At 50.7% G+C, this 13845-nt stretch carries 9 protein-coding genes and 1 tRNA gene; 8 read left to right on the top strand and 2 right to left on the bottom strand.

From position 1 onward, the window contains the following. The first annotated feature begins 256 nt into the window (after positions 1 to 256). The 5 genes from HMPREF2981_RS07880 to epsC all read left to right on the top strand — a co-directional run bounded on the left by HMPREF2981_RS07880 (position 257) and on the right by epsC (position 4953). Complete coding sequence (locus HMPREF2981_RS07880; RefSeq protein WP_070662170.1) at positions 257 to 877, top strand: DUF6318 family protein; 621 nt, start codon at positions 257 to 259, stop codon at positions 875 to 877. Positions 878 to 1127: 250 nt separating this feature from the next. Further along, positions 1128 to 1877: a DUF6318 family protein gene (locus HMPREF2981_RS07875; protein WP_048751519.1), complete on the top strand. Its 750-nt coding sequence runs from the start codon at positions 1128 to 1130 to the stop codon at positions 1875 to 1877. A 467-nt stretch (positions 1878 to 2344) separates the two neighbouring features. Beyond that, positions 2345 to 2956 carry a DUF6318 family protein gene (locus HMPREF2981_RS07870; protein WP_246825401.1) on the top strand — a complete coding sequence of 204 codons (612 nt, stop codon included), beginning with the start codon at positions 2345 to 2347 and terminating at the stop codon, positions 2954 to 2956. 261 nt (positions 2957 to 3217) lie between these two features. Beyond that, complete coding sequence (gene cysK / locus HMPREF2981_RS07865; RefSeq protein ID WP_004004913.1) at positions 3218 to 4153, top strand: cysteine synthase A; 936 nt, start codon at positions 3218 to 3220, stop codon at positions 4151 to 4153. A gap of 215 nt (positions 4154 to 4368) precedes the next feature. Further along, positions 4369 to 4953, top strand: a complete 585-nt coding sequence (gene epsC / locus HMPREF2981_RS07860) for a serine O-acetyltransferase EpsC (RefSeq protein ID WP_070662164.1) — start codon at positions 4369 to 4371, stop codon at positions 4951 to 4953. Between the two features lie 340 nt (positions 4954 to 5293). On the opposite strand, the gene gndA is transcribed toward epsC, so the two are convergent. Both gndA and HMPREF2981_RS07850 read right to left on the bottom strand, forming a co-directional pair. Further along, the gene (gene gndA / locus HMPREF2981_RS07855; protein ID WP_070662161.1) at positions 5294 to 6766 is read right to left on the bottom strand and encodes an NADP-dependent phosphogluconate dehydrogenase; all 1473 of its coding nucleotides are present in this window, start codon (positions 6764 to 6766) and stop codon (positions 5294 to 5296) included. Positions 6767 to 6958: 192 nt separating this feature from the next. Then, positions 6959 to 7031: transfer RNA gene (locus HMPREF2981_RS07850), tRNA-Val, on the bottom strand. Positions 7032 to 7507: 476 nt separating this feature from the next. On the opposite strand from HMPREF2981_RS07850, the gene aceE reads away from it, so the two are divergent. The 3 genes from aceE to HMPREF2981_RS07835 all read left to right on the top strand — a co-directional run bounded on the left by aceE (position 7508) and on the right by HMPREF2981_RS07835 (position 13793). Beyond that, positions 7508 to 10243, top strand: a complete 2736-nt coding sequence (aceE, locus tag HMPREF2981_RS07845) for a pyruvate dehydrogenase (acetyl-transferring), homodimeric type (protein ID WP_070536065.1) — start codon at positions 7508 to 7510, stop codon at positions 10241 to 10243. A gap of 237 nt (positions 10244 to 10480) precedes the next feature. Next, positions 10481 to 12184 (top strand): McrB family protein, encoded by a 1704-nt coding sequence (locus tag HMPREF2981_RS07840; protein WP_070662158.1) that lies wholly within the window; start codon positions 10481 to 10483, stop codon positions 12182 to 12184. Continuing rightward, a complete protein-coding gene (locus HMPREF2981_RS07835; RefSeq protein ID WP_246825399.1) occupies positions 12177 to 13793 on the top strand; it encodes an McrC family protein in 1617 nt (538 codons plus the stop codon). Before HMPREF2981_RS07840 ends, HMPREF2981_RS07835 begins: the two co-directional genes overlap by 8 nt. Positions 13794 to 13845: the final 52 nt, after the last annotated feature.

The following is a 13845-nucleotide window of genomic DNA, read 5'->3' as shown; positions in this document are numbered from 1 at the left end:
GTTCTTCAAAGTCAAACTAAGGGTTTTATGTCTCGACATATACCCTCTAGATATGTATTTTCCCTCACATGTCGGAGAGCCCTGCATATACGGTATTATCTGCGCAGCAGTGTTACTTTCCCTGTGAACTATTGGGGTTCCTGCACAGCAACGTATAACTATTTCGCGGGTCCCCTATATCTATCTTGCCAGGGCGTCTTCTATGTAGAGCTACACTTGAGAAGCTAGTGCTATTTCAACGTTGAAGGGGCATTTTATGTCTTTCACTTTTTCGCGCCGAATCCTCCTGCGCATCACCGCCCTCGGTACTGTTGGACTGGGCGGAATCACCGTACTCTCTGCGTGTGGCAATACGTCGCAAAACAGCGCCGAAAGATCGAGCTATAAGGGCGAGGCTAAGCTTGATAGCTACGATACATCTGCCGGAACTTATGAATTAGCGTCACGCGAGCATCCGGCACGGAACGTACCCAAACCTGTCAAGCCTACTAATATGAATGACAACTCAGTAGCGGGCCTTTACTCGACTATCGCGTTCTTTGCGGCTGCACTGCAATACCGGCTTATTACGGGCGATGCCCAGTACCTCAAAGAGGTCAAGCTAGAACATACTGTAGATTCCATCGAAGAGATCACCAATGGTTCTACCTGGCTCTCCAATCCCACGGTTACGATTGAGCTCACTACCGATCAACCGGAGCAAAAGGACAACGAATACTTTTGGCCTGCAAAGCTCACACTCACCAAGGGCGACTGGGCGGTCGCTCAACACAGAGCAATCAACGTTCCAGAAAATGAGCAAAAAGTTACAAGTGAAGGAAAAATCAAGGCAAAATACACCGATGGCGCATGGGCTATTCGGGATATTGCTGACTAGTCTTCACCGGATTCTCTAGAGAAAAATACGGGACTTCTAAGTCTGCGCTGGGCATGGCAATAAGCCTTTGCCCGGGCATTTTAAGTACGTATGAGACCCATGCCCTCTCCATGCCAGGTATTACCTTATACGGTAACGTTACTCACCTTCGGTTAGGGTTAGGTCACATTCCTCGGTACAATCAAGTATCTCGTTTTGTTTTACGTTTAGACTTATACGGGATTAATGCATTCACACGAAAGGTATAACGATGTCTTCGGCTCTGAATCGTCGTGCAGCATTGGGGATTCTCAGTATGGGAAGTGTCGCGTTCTTAGCGGCGTGCGGCAGCGATAAGAAAGAAGAATCTAATTCTTCAGCCTCCGCAAGCACTTCTCAGACGAAGAGCTCCAGCGCTTCCTCTTCAGCTTCTGCTACCCCCTCAGCTTCCGAATCACCTACCCCCACCCCGACTCCCACGGAACTCGTCAACGACGGTAAAGACTACTCCGGAGTCGCTAAGCTAGAGCAGTACGAAACCCCCGGAGAGTACCAGCCCGCTACGGCGGAATCTCCCGCGCAGAACGTACCCACCCCCGTTATTCCCGAAGCAATGCACCAAAACACAGTTGCAGGATTCGCCTCTGCGCTTGCATATTTTGGTGCTGCTGTCGATTACCTCCTGCAGACCGGCGATATGAAGTATGTTCGGGAGGTCAGCACCGATGCTGATACCCTGAATGCACTCCAGAAATACGCCGATCGTACGATGAAGGGTATCGAAGAAAAGACATGGTACGAAAAGCCTTCGGCCACAATGGTTATTAGCAGCAAGCAGCCTACTATCGCGCAGGGTGCCTATAACTGGACCGTCGATTTCACCATTGATTTGGGCGAAAAACTCTTCAATAAGGGTAAAGAGCAAGATACCCCTTCTGATAAACGCTACGTACGTATGCAGGGCGAGGCTGTAGGCCGCTACATCAATAACGTGTGGGATCTACACATGGATATCGACTAATAGGTATCGTTCCGCAGCACAACACCGTATGCTCACAAACGTTGAGTATACGGTGTTTTTATATCTTCTCGATTATTTTTCAAATCTCTTTTCTGTACCGCATACCAAGATACGTGCGGCAGAAAAATATTTATGTGAGGCTCCCCCTACCCACCAAAGCAGCAGTCTTCGTACCGATAAGACACCAATTAACAAGAGTCCAGCAGACGACACAACGCGGGTATCAGAATGTGTGCGACGACTCTCTCGACTCTTGTGCTTAACTCTAGTTCTACGAGCAGCTGGCAGTCAGTCACCTGCTCGTCAAAATGCTGTCTTTCCACGCTTGTATAAATGCGACTCGAACAAAAGCGTTTAGAGTGCGTGTTAACTTTGTGCGAAATACATTAAAAGCTTGTACCAAATAATAAAGTTTAGGTAAGCTAAAACCATCACCAACCCATCCCATGAGAGAGGACTACTTCATCATGCCTACTTCCGGGGTATTTTCCCGCCGTAACACGCTCAGATTTACCACTTTAGGAATACTGAGTCTCGCGGTTATTCCAATGCTCACCGCATGCGGCAAAGAGTACCAAGGCGAAGTCAAACTTGATTCCTATGACGAATCTGCAGGTTCTTATGAGCCCGCAACAAAGGAGCATCCAGCGCAGAATGTTCCAAAACCCAAGAAGCCTCAAGACATCAACGATGATTCAACCGGCGGGCTATACTCAACCCTCGCTTTTGCCGCGGCTGCCATGCAATATGCATTGCGTACTGGAGATACGAGCTATCTTCAAGAGGTCAATATTCCTGAGAGAACCAAAGTATTCTTTATGTCTAACTCCCCTTTCCTCGGGGGTAATACGTGGACCGATAACCCCGTTGTAACCATCGCCCTCAAAGCTGGTTCTCCCACCAAAGATGGTGATACATATACCTGGCCGGGTCATTTCAAAGTCGATTTTGGCGCATGGACTGTTAAAGACGGTACGGCAACCGACACTCAAAACAACAGATTAAATCTAGATCAAGATATCGATATCAAAGCAAAGTACCAGAATAACGCTTGGACTATTCTTTCACTCGACCATTAGTACCGCTTAGAACCTCGAGAAGGAACGCCGTGCCGTATAATTTTCCAATGGGAAATATATACGGCACGCGGACTATTAAGGGTGAAAAATTATTGCCTGCTACACCGCCGCCAGCGTTTTTATTCCCAACTCAGTAGCATATTACGAACTGTGACGGGTAAACTTACACCGCTACCCGCAGCGTAGTAAAGTTTCTCACGTACCCAAGGTTCCCCGGAAAATCAATCGGATTTTTCACCACACACTAAAGGATTAAATACTGTGGCAGAGATCGTAAACAGCATTGTTGATGCTATTGGTCAGACTCCCCTTGTTCGACTCAACCGCCTCGATGCTGGTTTGCCCGGCAACGTAGCCGTCAAGCTCGAATTCTACAACCCCGCAGGCTCTGTGAAAGACCGCATCGGCCGCGCCATCATTGATGCCGCTGAAGAAGCCGGAGCTCTCAAGCCCGGCGGTACCATTGTCGAAGGGACTTCTGGAAACACCGGTATTGCCCTTGCAATGGTTGGTGCAGCACGTGGATACAACGTTATTTTGACAATGCCCGAGACCATGTCGGCTGAACGTCGAGTACTGCTTCGCGCTTACGGTGCGAAAATTGTTCTCACTCCCGGCACCGACGGCATGCGCGGCGCTGTTGAGAAGGCACAGGAGATCGTTGCCACCACGGACAACGCAATTCTCGCATCGCAGTTCTCCAATGAGGCAAACCCTGCTATTCACTACAAGACCACCGGCCCTGAAATTTGGGATGCGACTGACGGCAAGATTGATATTTTCGTATCGGGTATCGGTACCGGCGGTACTATCTCCGGTGCTGGCAAGTACTTGAAGGAGAAGAACCCCAACCTGCAGATTGTTGCCGTTGAACCTCAGGATTCACCGCTCCTGTCTGAAGGCCGCGTTGGTCCGCATAAGATTCAAGGCTTGGGCGCTAACTTCGTGCCGGATACTCTCGACCGCGAAATCTACGATTCGGTCATCGCAGTATCTGGTGAGGAAGCAATCCGCACTTCCCGCGCACTAGCAACCCAGGAGGGTATCCTGGGTGGTATTTCTTCCGGCGCAGCCGTCTATGCAGCATTGGAAGAAGCTAAGAAGTCCGAAAATAAGGATAAGCTGATCGTTGCAGTTGTTCCCGACTTCGGTGAACGCTATATCTCTACGGTACTCTACGAAGATATCCGCGGCTAACCTTCCTCAAGAAACAACGCCCCACGCTTCCGTTCGCTACGGTGCTGTGGGGCGTTTCCTCTGCTCAGAGAAGAATAGGGAATTTCAGCATTCTTTTCTAGTTGTACGCAATAAAGGGTCAACATCAATATTGTGCGGCGCAGGCGCGCCTAATATGAAAACTGGCTTCGATGTTGGTACCTTGGGGAAGTATCTACGGTAACAGAAAGAAGATTATGGGATTTTTTGCCCGTCTGCGCGAAGACATTGAAAATGTTCGAGAGCATGATCCAGCGGCGCGTGGGGCTGGCGAAATCATGCTTAACTATTCGGGCATGCATGCGATATGGGCTCACCGGCTTACACACAAACTTTGGCAAAAGGACGGCACGAAATCTCTAGCTCGTACCCTCTCGCAGCTCACCCGTTTTTTGACCGGTGTCGAGATCCATCCAGGGGCCGTCATTGGGCGGCGTTTTTTTATCGATCATGGCATGGGTATCGTTATTGGTGAGACCACCGAAATAGGTGATGATGTGATGCTCTATCACGGCGTTACTCTCGGTGGCCGTTCGCTTGAAAAAGTTAAGCGCCATCCTACGATTGAAGATAGAGTAACAATCGGTGCTGGTGCTAAGGTTTTGGGGCCAGTAGTTATTGGGGCAGATAGCGCTATCGGAGCAAATGCCGTGGTGGTAAACGATCATCCGCGTGATTCCATAATTACGGGTATCCCTGCGAAACATCGTCTGCGTACACCCGAGAAGAAGAAGCCTCTGGTCGATGCTGTGGAATATATCGACCCAGCAATGTGGATCTAATCTTGAGTGGTGCTCTCTATGAGGTTTGTGGTGTTTTATCTATGACGGCATCTCGCTGCAAACCTCAATAGTGCAACTACTACGATATAAGGTTTCTGTACCCTGAATAAGGTCATTAAACCCACCGATAATCCGGTGTTACCCGTGTGAACCACCCACGACTCCAGGTCTTCTTTGGGCAGACGGAGCATCATTGTTCGCAGCGTGTTCTCAAGATTCTCAGTCTTGTCGGTCACTGGATCGCGCACATACGGACAAAACACAGGCAAAAAGGGGTGTGGCTGCTTTCTCACGAAGCAGCCACACCCCTTTTATTGACGCTGTTCTTAAGATCCAGGTTCTAGTGAACGTGGATATCTGCAGCGTTTACTTCTGAACGGTCACCGCTCCACATAGTGTGAAATGCGCCTTCTGCGTCCACACGTCCATAGGTGTGCGCTCCAAAGAAGTCACGCTGCCCCTGAATAAGGGCTGCGGGCAGACGGTCGCGGCGCAGTCCGTCATAGTAAGAGAGCGCCGAGGAGAAGACCGGAACCGGCACGCCCAACGCGGTAGCCTTTGCAACCACACGGCGCCAAGAAGGAACAAGCTCTTCCATCAGATTCTTGAAGGCGGGCGCGAGAAGCATATTGGCCGGTACCTCGCCCGCATAAGCCGCCATAATATCGCCCAGAAGCTCCGCGCGAATAATGCATCCGGCACGCCAGAGCGATGCGATAGTGTCAAGGTGCAGATCCCAGCCGTATTCCTGCCCGGCACGAGCGATCATATCCATACCCTGTGCATACGCCACCAGTTTGGAGGCAAAGAGCGCACGGCGCACGTCTTCGACAAATTCGGGATCGCCTGCACCAACTCCGGTGGTCGCGATGAGACCAGCAGGAAGTTCCTGCTGAGCCTGTGCACGCGCCTTAACATCTGAAGAAGACAGGGCACGAGCGAAGACAGATTCAGCGATAGCGGATACTGGAGCTCCCAAGTCAAGAGCAGCCTGAACGGTCCAACGACCGGTACCCTTCTGACCGGCCTGGTCAAGAATAACGTCTACCAACGGTTTACCAGTCTTCGCATCAACCTGTGCCAAGACTTCCGAGGTAATCTCAATCAGATACGAGTTGAGGTCGGTCTCATTCCATTTCTTGAAGATTTCAGCCTGCTCGACGGGTTCAATACCTGCAACAGAACGTAGAATATCGTAGGCTTCGCCAATAACCTGCATATCGGCGTACTCAATTCCGTTATGCACCATTTTGACGAAATGTCCTGCGCCATCGGTAGAGATCCAGGCGCAACAGGGAGAACCATCCTGCGGCGCTTTTGCTGAAATTTTCTCTAACATAGGGCCTACGTGCTTGTAGGATTCAGCCGAACCCCCCGGCATAATCGAGGGTCCCCAGAGGGCACCTTCTTCGCCGCCAGAAACGCCGACGCCCACAAAGTGCATACCTTTTTCTGCAAGAGATCGTTCACGGCGAATAGTATCGGGGAAATGAGAGTTACCGCCGTCAATAATAATGTCCCCCTCATCAAGAAGAGGAGTTAACTGCTCAATAACAGCGTCTACGGGGGCACCCGCCTTTACCATAATCAGGATGCGGCGGGGAGATTCGAGCGAGTCAACCAAACCTTGAAGTGACTCGGTGCGGATGAAGTCACCGTCTGCGCCGTGCTCAGAGAGCAAGGCATCAGTCTTCTCAACAGAACGGTTATGCAGTGCTACGGTGTACCCGTTACGTGCCAGGTTGCGCGCTAGGTTAGCGCCCATGACGGCAAGCCCGGTAACACCAATCTGTGCCTTCTTGTTTTCAGTCATGTATACAAGAATACGCTGTTTTACGTTTTATCCGCGTGTATCCAAGGAATTAAGCGTTTGGATTAGACAGGAATAACATTCGGCAGTCTTTGAATAATTGTTGTGAGCATTCCACGATATACCCATGATGCGCGGAGAGAATGGATATAAAGGAAAATCCCATACCGCCTGTTACGGTACGGGATTTATATGTGGGTCCTACCGGGATCGAACCGATGACATCCACGGTGTAAACGTGGCGCTCTACCAGCTGAGCTAAAGACCCAATTTTCGCGATAAAACCTTTGTTTTCCTGCGAACAAGGTAATACTATACGGGGTTTCTCATGTACTCGCAACTGAGATGTGCATGTTATATGTCACATCAGAATTAGATAGTGGTTACTACGCCCTCAAAGCCTTCACCCCATGACTATACCCCTCATAAAACCACATAAACACAAATAACAACATGCCTCAAGGTGTCAAATTTTAAGGAGGAAAGCCCCTATATCGGGAAATTTGCACATTTTAGGCAAAAATTCTTACCGCGGAATATCGCACCAACCTGCCCACTTTCATTCATAACCCAAAGCCTCCAACGAAAAAACCTCAAAAACAGTCATCGGAGATCAAAATAAGGTCTAAGATAGTAGAGAAAGAAGTATGCTCCTAGAACACTGTGCGCATGCTTACCGAAGGGTGCCTCGCACCAGCGCCATAAGCGCCTTCACAATTGGATAAGAAGAGAGGTTGGATTAGTTTGGCTAACGTACCGAACGAACACTCCCTGAGTACTCTACTTGACGGCCTCAAGGACGTCGACGTTGAGGAGACCCAGGAGTGGACCGAGTCCCTTGAGGACCTCATCAAAACTCACGGCACCGAACGTGCGGAGTACATCCTGCGATCCCTAATTCAGGAAGCAGGCAAGAAAGGCGTTGAGGTACCGGTTCTAACCAAGACCGACTACATTAACACCATCGCAGTCGACCAGCAGCCTGAATACCCCGGCGATGCTGACCTTGAAGAACAATACCGTAACTGGATTCGCTGGAACGCTGCCATTATGGTGCAGCGCGCACAGAAACAGGGCATCGGTGTTGGTGGACACATCTCCACCTATGCAGGTATCGCTGATCTTTATGAAGTTGGGTTCAACAACTTCTTCCGCGGACGCAATCACCCCGGCGGCGGTGACCAGGTATTCTTCCAGGGCCACGCCTCTCCCGGTAACTATGCGCGTGCTTTCGTTGAGGGCCGCCTCAGCGAAGAGGACATGGATGGCTTCCGTCAGGAGAAGACCAAGGGCGAGCACGGCATTCCCTCTTACCCGCACCCCCGGTGCATGCCTGAGTTCTGGCAGTTCCCCACAGTATCGATGGGTCTAGGCCCCCTTAATGCTATTCACCAGGCTTCCTTTAACCGCTACTTGCAGAACCGCGGTATCAAGGACACCTCACAGCAACACGTCTGGGCATTCCTCGGCGATGGCGAGATGGATGAGCCCGAGTCACGCGGTGCACTGCAGCTCGCGGCTAACGAAAAACTCGACAACCTGACCTTTGTAGTGAACTGCAACCTGCAGCGTCTCGATGGTCCCGTGCGTGGTAATGGCAAGATCATCCAGGAGCTCGAAGGGTTCTTCCGCGGTGCCGGATGGCATGTCATCAAGGTTGTCTGGGGCTCCGAGATGGACGAGCTTCTCGCTAAGGACAAGAGCGGTAAGCTCATCCAGCTGCTGAACGAGACTCTGGACGGCGACTATCAGAACTTCCGCGGTGAAGACGGCGGTTACATCCGTGAGCACTTCTACGGCAAGTACCCCGAAACCAAGGAGCTCGTTGCCGACCTGACCGATGACGAAATCTGGGCTATTCGCCGCGGCGGTCACGACTACAAGAAGATCTACGCTGCATACAAAGAAGCGCTGGAGACTAAGGGACGTCCGACCGTTATTCTGGCACAGTCCATTAAGGGTTACGCTCTTGGTCCCTACTTCGAGTCGCGTAACTCGACCCACCAGATCAAGAAGTTCACCATGGAAGCGCTCAAGGGCTTCCGCGACCATCTGAACATCCCGATCTCTGATGAAGAGCTGGAGAAGGACCTCTACAACCCACCGTACTACCGTCCCGGTCAGGACAACCCGGCAATTCAGTACATGCTCAAGCGCCGCGAAGAGCTCGGTGGCTTCCTCCCCGGTCGCCCCAATACTCAGCCTGAGATTCAACTGCCGGACGACAAGGTCTACGCGGGTACCAAGAAGGGGTCAGGCAAGCAGCTTGCCGCATCCACGATGGCATTCGTGCGCCTTATGAAAGACCTGATGCGAGTCAAGGGCTTCGGCCACCGTATCGTGCCTATTACTCCCGATGAGGCACGTACCTTCGGTATGGACGCATTCTTCCCCTCAGCTAAGCTGTACAACCCGAACGGACAGAACTACGTTCCTGTTGACCATGAGCTTATGCTCTCCTACACGGAGTCGCCGCTGGGTCAGATTCTGCATGTAGGTATTAACGAGGCTGGTGCAACCGCAGCATTTATCGCGACCGGTACCTCCTTCGATACACACGGTGAGCCGATGATCCCGATTTACATCTTCTACTCGATGTTCGGCTTCCAGCGCACCGGCGACGCTTTCTGGGCTGCTGCCGATCAGTTGGCACGAGGCTTTATTATCGGCGCTACTGCGGGTCGTACCACGCTTTCCGGCGAGGGTCTGCAGCATATGGATGGCCATTCCCCTATCCTGGCAAGCACTAACCCTGCAGTGAAGCACTACGACCCTGCATACGGCTACGAGATCGGGCACATCGTCAAGCGTGGTCTTGAGCAGATGTACGGTAACCTCGATGAAGATCACGATGTCATGTACTACCTGACCGTGTACAACGAGCCGATCCACCAGCCTGCAGAACCCGAGAACCTGGATATTGATGGTCTGCTCAAGGGCATCTACAAGCTCAAGGATTCTGAGCTTACCTCCGGACCCAAGACTCAGCTGCTCGCCTCCGGTGTTGCTGTACCGTGGGCTTTGGAAGCTCAGAAACTCTTGGCTGAGGACTGGGGCGTTTCGGCTGATGTATGGTCGGTAACCTCGTGGAACGAGTTGCGCCGCGAAGGTCTTGCTGCTGAGGAAGAAACCTTACTCAACCCCGATAAGCCTGCACGTGTACCCTACGTGACTCAGAAGCTTGCCGGTGCTGAAGGTCCTATTGTGGCGACCTCCGATTACATGTCGGCTATGCCTGACCAGATTCGCCAGTTCCTCCCGAACGATTTTGCAACTCTGGGAGCCGATGGCTTCGGTTTCGCGGATACCCGCCCCGGTGCACGTCGCTTCTTCCACATTGATGCTCAGTCAATGGTAGTTCGTGCCCTGCAGCTGTTGGCAAAGGACGGTAAGGTGCCCGCCGATGCGGCTGCCAAGGCGTTTGCCAAGTACGATCTGAATAACGTTAACGCAATTCAGGCAACACATATCGATGACTAGTTCCATTGTGTTCTAGCCAGGCTTTCAGCGGAAAGCCAAATTAACTGGTTCCCTCGCTCTTGTACGGTGCAAGAGCGAGGGAACTTTTTACCCTTGAAAACCGTCCAGTACAACTTCCGAGGGGCTTCTATCACAGGTGGAGCTTTATCAAATAAATATGTTTTGATGATATTTTTTACTCCATGTCTCGGTATATAATTGGAAGGTCAGAATCACCACAATCACCAAGGGACTTCAGTGTCTAACAACCTCCAGGCAAACTTTAAAAGTATAGACGCGGAGATTACATCGTCGTGGGCTTTTGGAGAAAGTATCCACGATTCCGAATTTGTATCTTTTTATACTTTTGTCGAGAAAATTAAATCCGCACAACAAAAGAATACTCAAATACTACCGAGTAAACCTTTTAATGGTAGCGTGCAGGTATATTACTCCTTTAAATACAACGACACTATCGTTCAAACAGAACATGCTTTCTACGAGAATATTTGGCAAGGTTTTCGGGAAACTCTGCGTATGATCCTTGATGGCCATGACAACCTGCTTCCGGGTGGCATGAACCGTATTATCGATCGTCAAATTAAAGCTGCCGAGAATCAAAACCCTAATATTTCTGCACTCCAGCTTGTGGAGTGCATTCCTCTTTTTAATACCGCAGTACAGGAAGCCCATAAACGTTCACAAGATACCGTAAAAAAGTTTTCCATATACCGCGATATTCGTATTTGTATCTATTTTGGAAATTCTGCCGGAATGCCATATTCCCGAGTTCCTGTACAACTTCAGGATCTCATTTCGCAGCATATTAAACCTTTAATCGGAAAACCGCCTACTCAACGGAAAAAACCCACGCCTAAAGATTTTGAGAATACCCTCAATGCAGTTGAAGAAGAAAGCGGCAGGTTTTATCCCACCGGGCCTGTTGCAAAATCTCTTTTTAAAAATAAATGTGTTGTTCTTGAGGGAGTCGCGGGCTGTGGAAAGTCTTACCAGATCAATACTCTCTCACGTGAGGATACTGGGTACGGCAAGGCCAACATTACAACGGTAGTCTTCCACCCGTCCACGAGTTACGAAGAGTTCGTGAGCGGTCTGCGTCCAAACTTTTCACGCCAAGAAGATGAGCCTGAATTTGTGTCTCACGAAGGTGTATTTCTTCAAGCCTGCCGAAAAGCTGTTGAGAACCCCACGACACCACATCTGCTTTTCATTGACGAGATTAACCGCGCCAATACCTCCCGTGTTTTCGGCGACCTTATGCTCGTTATTGAAACGTCAAAGCGTGTTTCCGTAAAAAAACTTCAGGATCATCGTGAAAAACTTTACGGTTCAGTATTTGCAGCTGATGCGGATATTCCCCAGGGTTTCACCTATGCGACTTTGCAAACTCCGCTTTATTATCAGGGTAAAATATATAACCGTTTAGTAGTTCCAGATAACCTGCACATTCTGGGAACTATGAATTCTACCGACCGCTCTGTGGGTACCATTGATTTGGCTTTGCGCCGTCGCTTTATCTGGATGGAAATGAATCCTCACAATGAAACAGATTTGCGTACAGAGCTTGAAGCTGAACGAGGTGCTATTTCTGAAGAATTAGACATCGTTATAGAACGGTATGCGGATATTAACGCCATTCTTGAATCCGAGGTTGGCCCGGATGCACGTCTAGGACATTCCTATTTCTTCTCTCGAAATTCCACCCCCGAAGACATTGCACGGGCTTTGTTAACCCAGCTTGCGGAAATTGCAGCGACTTTCAATATCAGTTCCGGCATTCTCGAAAAGATCGGTTCTATCAATGGGCTATCCGTCAAGATGGTGGGCCAGCGACTCGGCAGCCGCCCACGCGTGGTTGGTTCATGGAGCGGTCCCGGTCTGCCTTCTGCTCCTAAGCCCGCAGGTCAAATTCCCTGGTTGGAAGTAACGAGTGGTGAGTGAAGTTCGCTACTTTCAAGCGAGCGCGCGCGGTAACGGTGTCGGCGTTACGATCCTAAAACACACGCATCCTCAGCCGGGTGTCGTGCATACTCTGGTTATCCATGTGCTGCCCAAGCTCTGGTGCAAACAATGGGTATCGGCTGAGCAGCCGGAGGTTATTGCGCCTTTTAATGTGAAAATCGCCCCTGAGGCAGGCGGACAGTTCTCCTCCGTGCAGGATCCTGAGTCTTCGCTTTACGAGCATAGCGATGACGGTACGTTATCTCTCTATGTCTATGAGACTGAGATTCTGGTGCTTCCGAAGCCTTGGGCTGGGTATTTAGAGACGGTTTCGGGCTCTGCCCTGCCGCCGCATGATGATGATAATGAGGGCGGTGCCTCAGATCCACTGTGGACAGCGCTGGAGTACCCTGAAAAGCCTGTCTATGCAGTGGCTGCTACGGTTTGTGGACGGGTTTTAGGACCGGCTACAGCCCGTGAGAATATGGACTTTTCGGCAGGTGGTCAAGGTACTGGCTGGCAGAAGGTTTCTTTGTTATGGCGTATGCTGGCAGAGCATCATGAGGAACAGGCAATTATTCAGGGACATCGTGACATTACCCCGCAGGGTTCCGAACTTTTTCCGCATATTCCTTCGCTCAAAGAGGCTATGTACCGCGTTTTTGTTGATTCAAGCGGGCAGGCTTTGGCGCATCGTCGTCCGGTTTTTGAGCCTGAGGTGGATGAATTACTTTTTGTGCGTGGTCGTATGCTTCCACGCGAGCTTGTAAACCGGCGGATTAACCGACGTATTGGGGTTGTTTGCGAGTTCGATTCTCTGACGACAGATACGCATTTATGGCAAATGATCCGCGCCGGATTACAGCAGGTGGCAACTCATGCCGCCGATAATGAGGTCGTCGACGATGCTTTAGGGTACGAGTCTGTGTTGCGTGATGTGAGCACGCAGAATATTCGTAGTCTGCTGACCGAAACGCTCTCCCCTGCTTTTGCTATGCGATTGTCGGCACAAACTTTGCGCGCTTACCAATATGCGCAATCTATTTTGTCGCAACAATATGGCTTTGGTTTAAGCGATAGTCCGTATGAAGCGGGTGTGCTGGCAAATATTAAATTTGATACTTCGTCATTATGGCGAAAAATGTTGGTGCGGGCCCTCACGGATACCGGTTTAGAAGTGCGTGTGGAAAGCCCCGTTGGTATGCTTTATCACCGCAATGCTGAGGGTCGCCAGCAGGGTGTGGCCTTTGCGAAACCAGATATGATGCTGTATTCCCGAGGCATTCTGGTCGCAACCCTTGATGGCAGGTACACCACGTATTGTGAAGATTTAATGCAGCGATCCGAGCATGAACGGTACCGAATGCTGGCGGTCGCGTACCGCACGGGTGCGGACGGTTATACAGCATATCCGGTAGCCGGTAACGGAACTCTAGGCAGGATCCTGACGGTAGGCGAACCCGGGACGTATCCTCAGGCACCTATGTCTGCGGAACATCATGTGACTACCTGCGGGGTGCGTTTCCCTCAACCCGAGGATGGACGCACTACCGCTGATGCCTCGCATTTGGCGAAGGTGCTTAGGAAGGTTCCTGCTGAGCCTTCATAGAGTGCAAAAGGCCCGCAGGCGTGACCTATGCCGAACTCCTAGCGTGGTGCTG

The organism is Rothia sp. HMSC069C01 (genome assembly GCF_001814655.1).
Lineage (GTDB): Bacteria > Actinomycetota > Actinomycetes > Actinomycetales > Micrococcaceae > Rothia > Rothia dentocariosa.
Note: the sequence above shows the minus strand (reverse complement) of the source record. Positions and strands in the feature narration are given on the sequence as shown.

What these genes read in the sequence shown, in the direction of transcription:
- HMPREF2981_RS07870 (WP_246825401.1), top strand. Translation starts at nt 2,345, where the DNA reads ATGCCTACTTCCGGGGTATTTTCCCGCCGTAACACGCTCAGATTTACC.
- HMPREF2981_RS07880 (WP_070662170.1), top strand. Translation starts at nt 257, where the DNA reads ATGTCTTTCACTTTTTCGCGCCGAATCCTCCTGCGCATCACCGCCCTC.
- gndA (WP_070662161.1), bottom strand. Translation starts at nt 6,766, where the DNA reads ATGACTGAAAACAAGAAGGCACAGATTGGTGTTACCGGGCTTGCCGTC.
- epsC (WP_070662164.1), top strand. Translation starts at nt 4,369, where the DNA reads ATGGGATTTTTTGCCCGTCTGCGCGAAGACATTGAAAATGTTCGAGAG.
- HMPREF2981_RS07875 (WP_048751519.1), top strand. Translation starts at nt 1,128, where the DNA reads ATGTCTTCGGCTCTGAATCGTCGTGCAGCATTGGGGATTCTCAGTATG.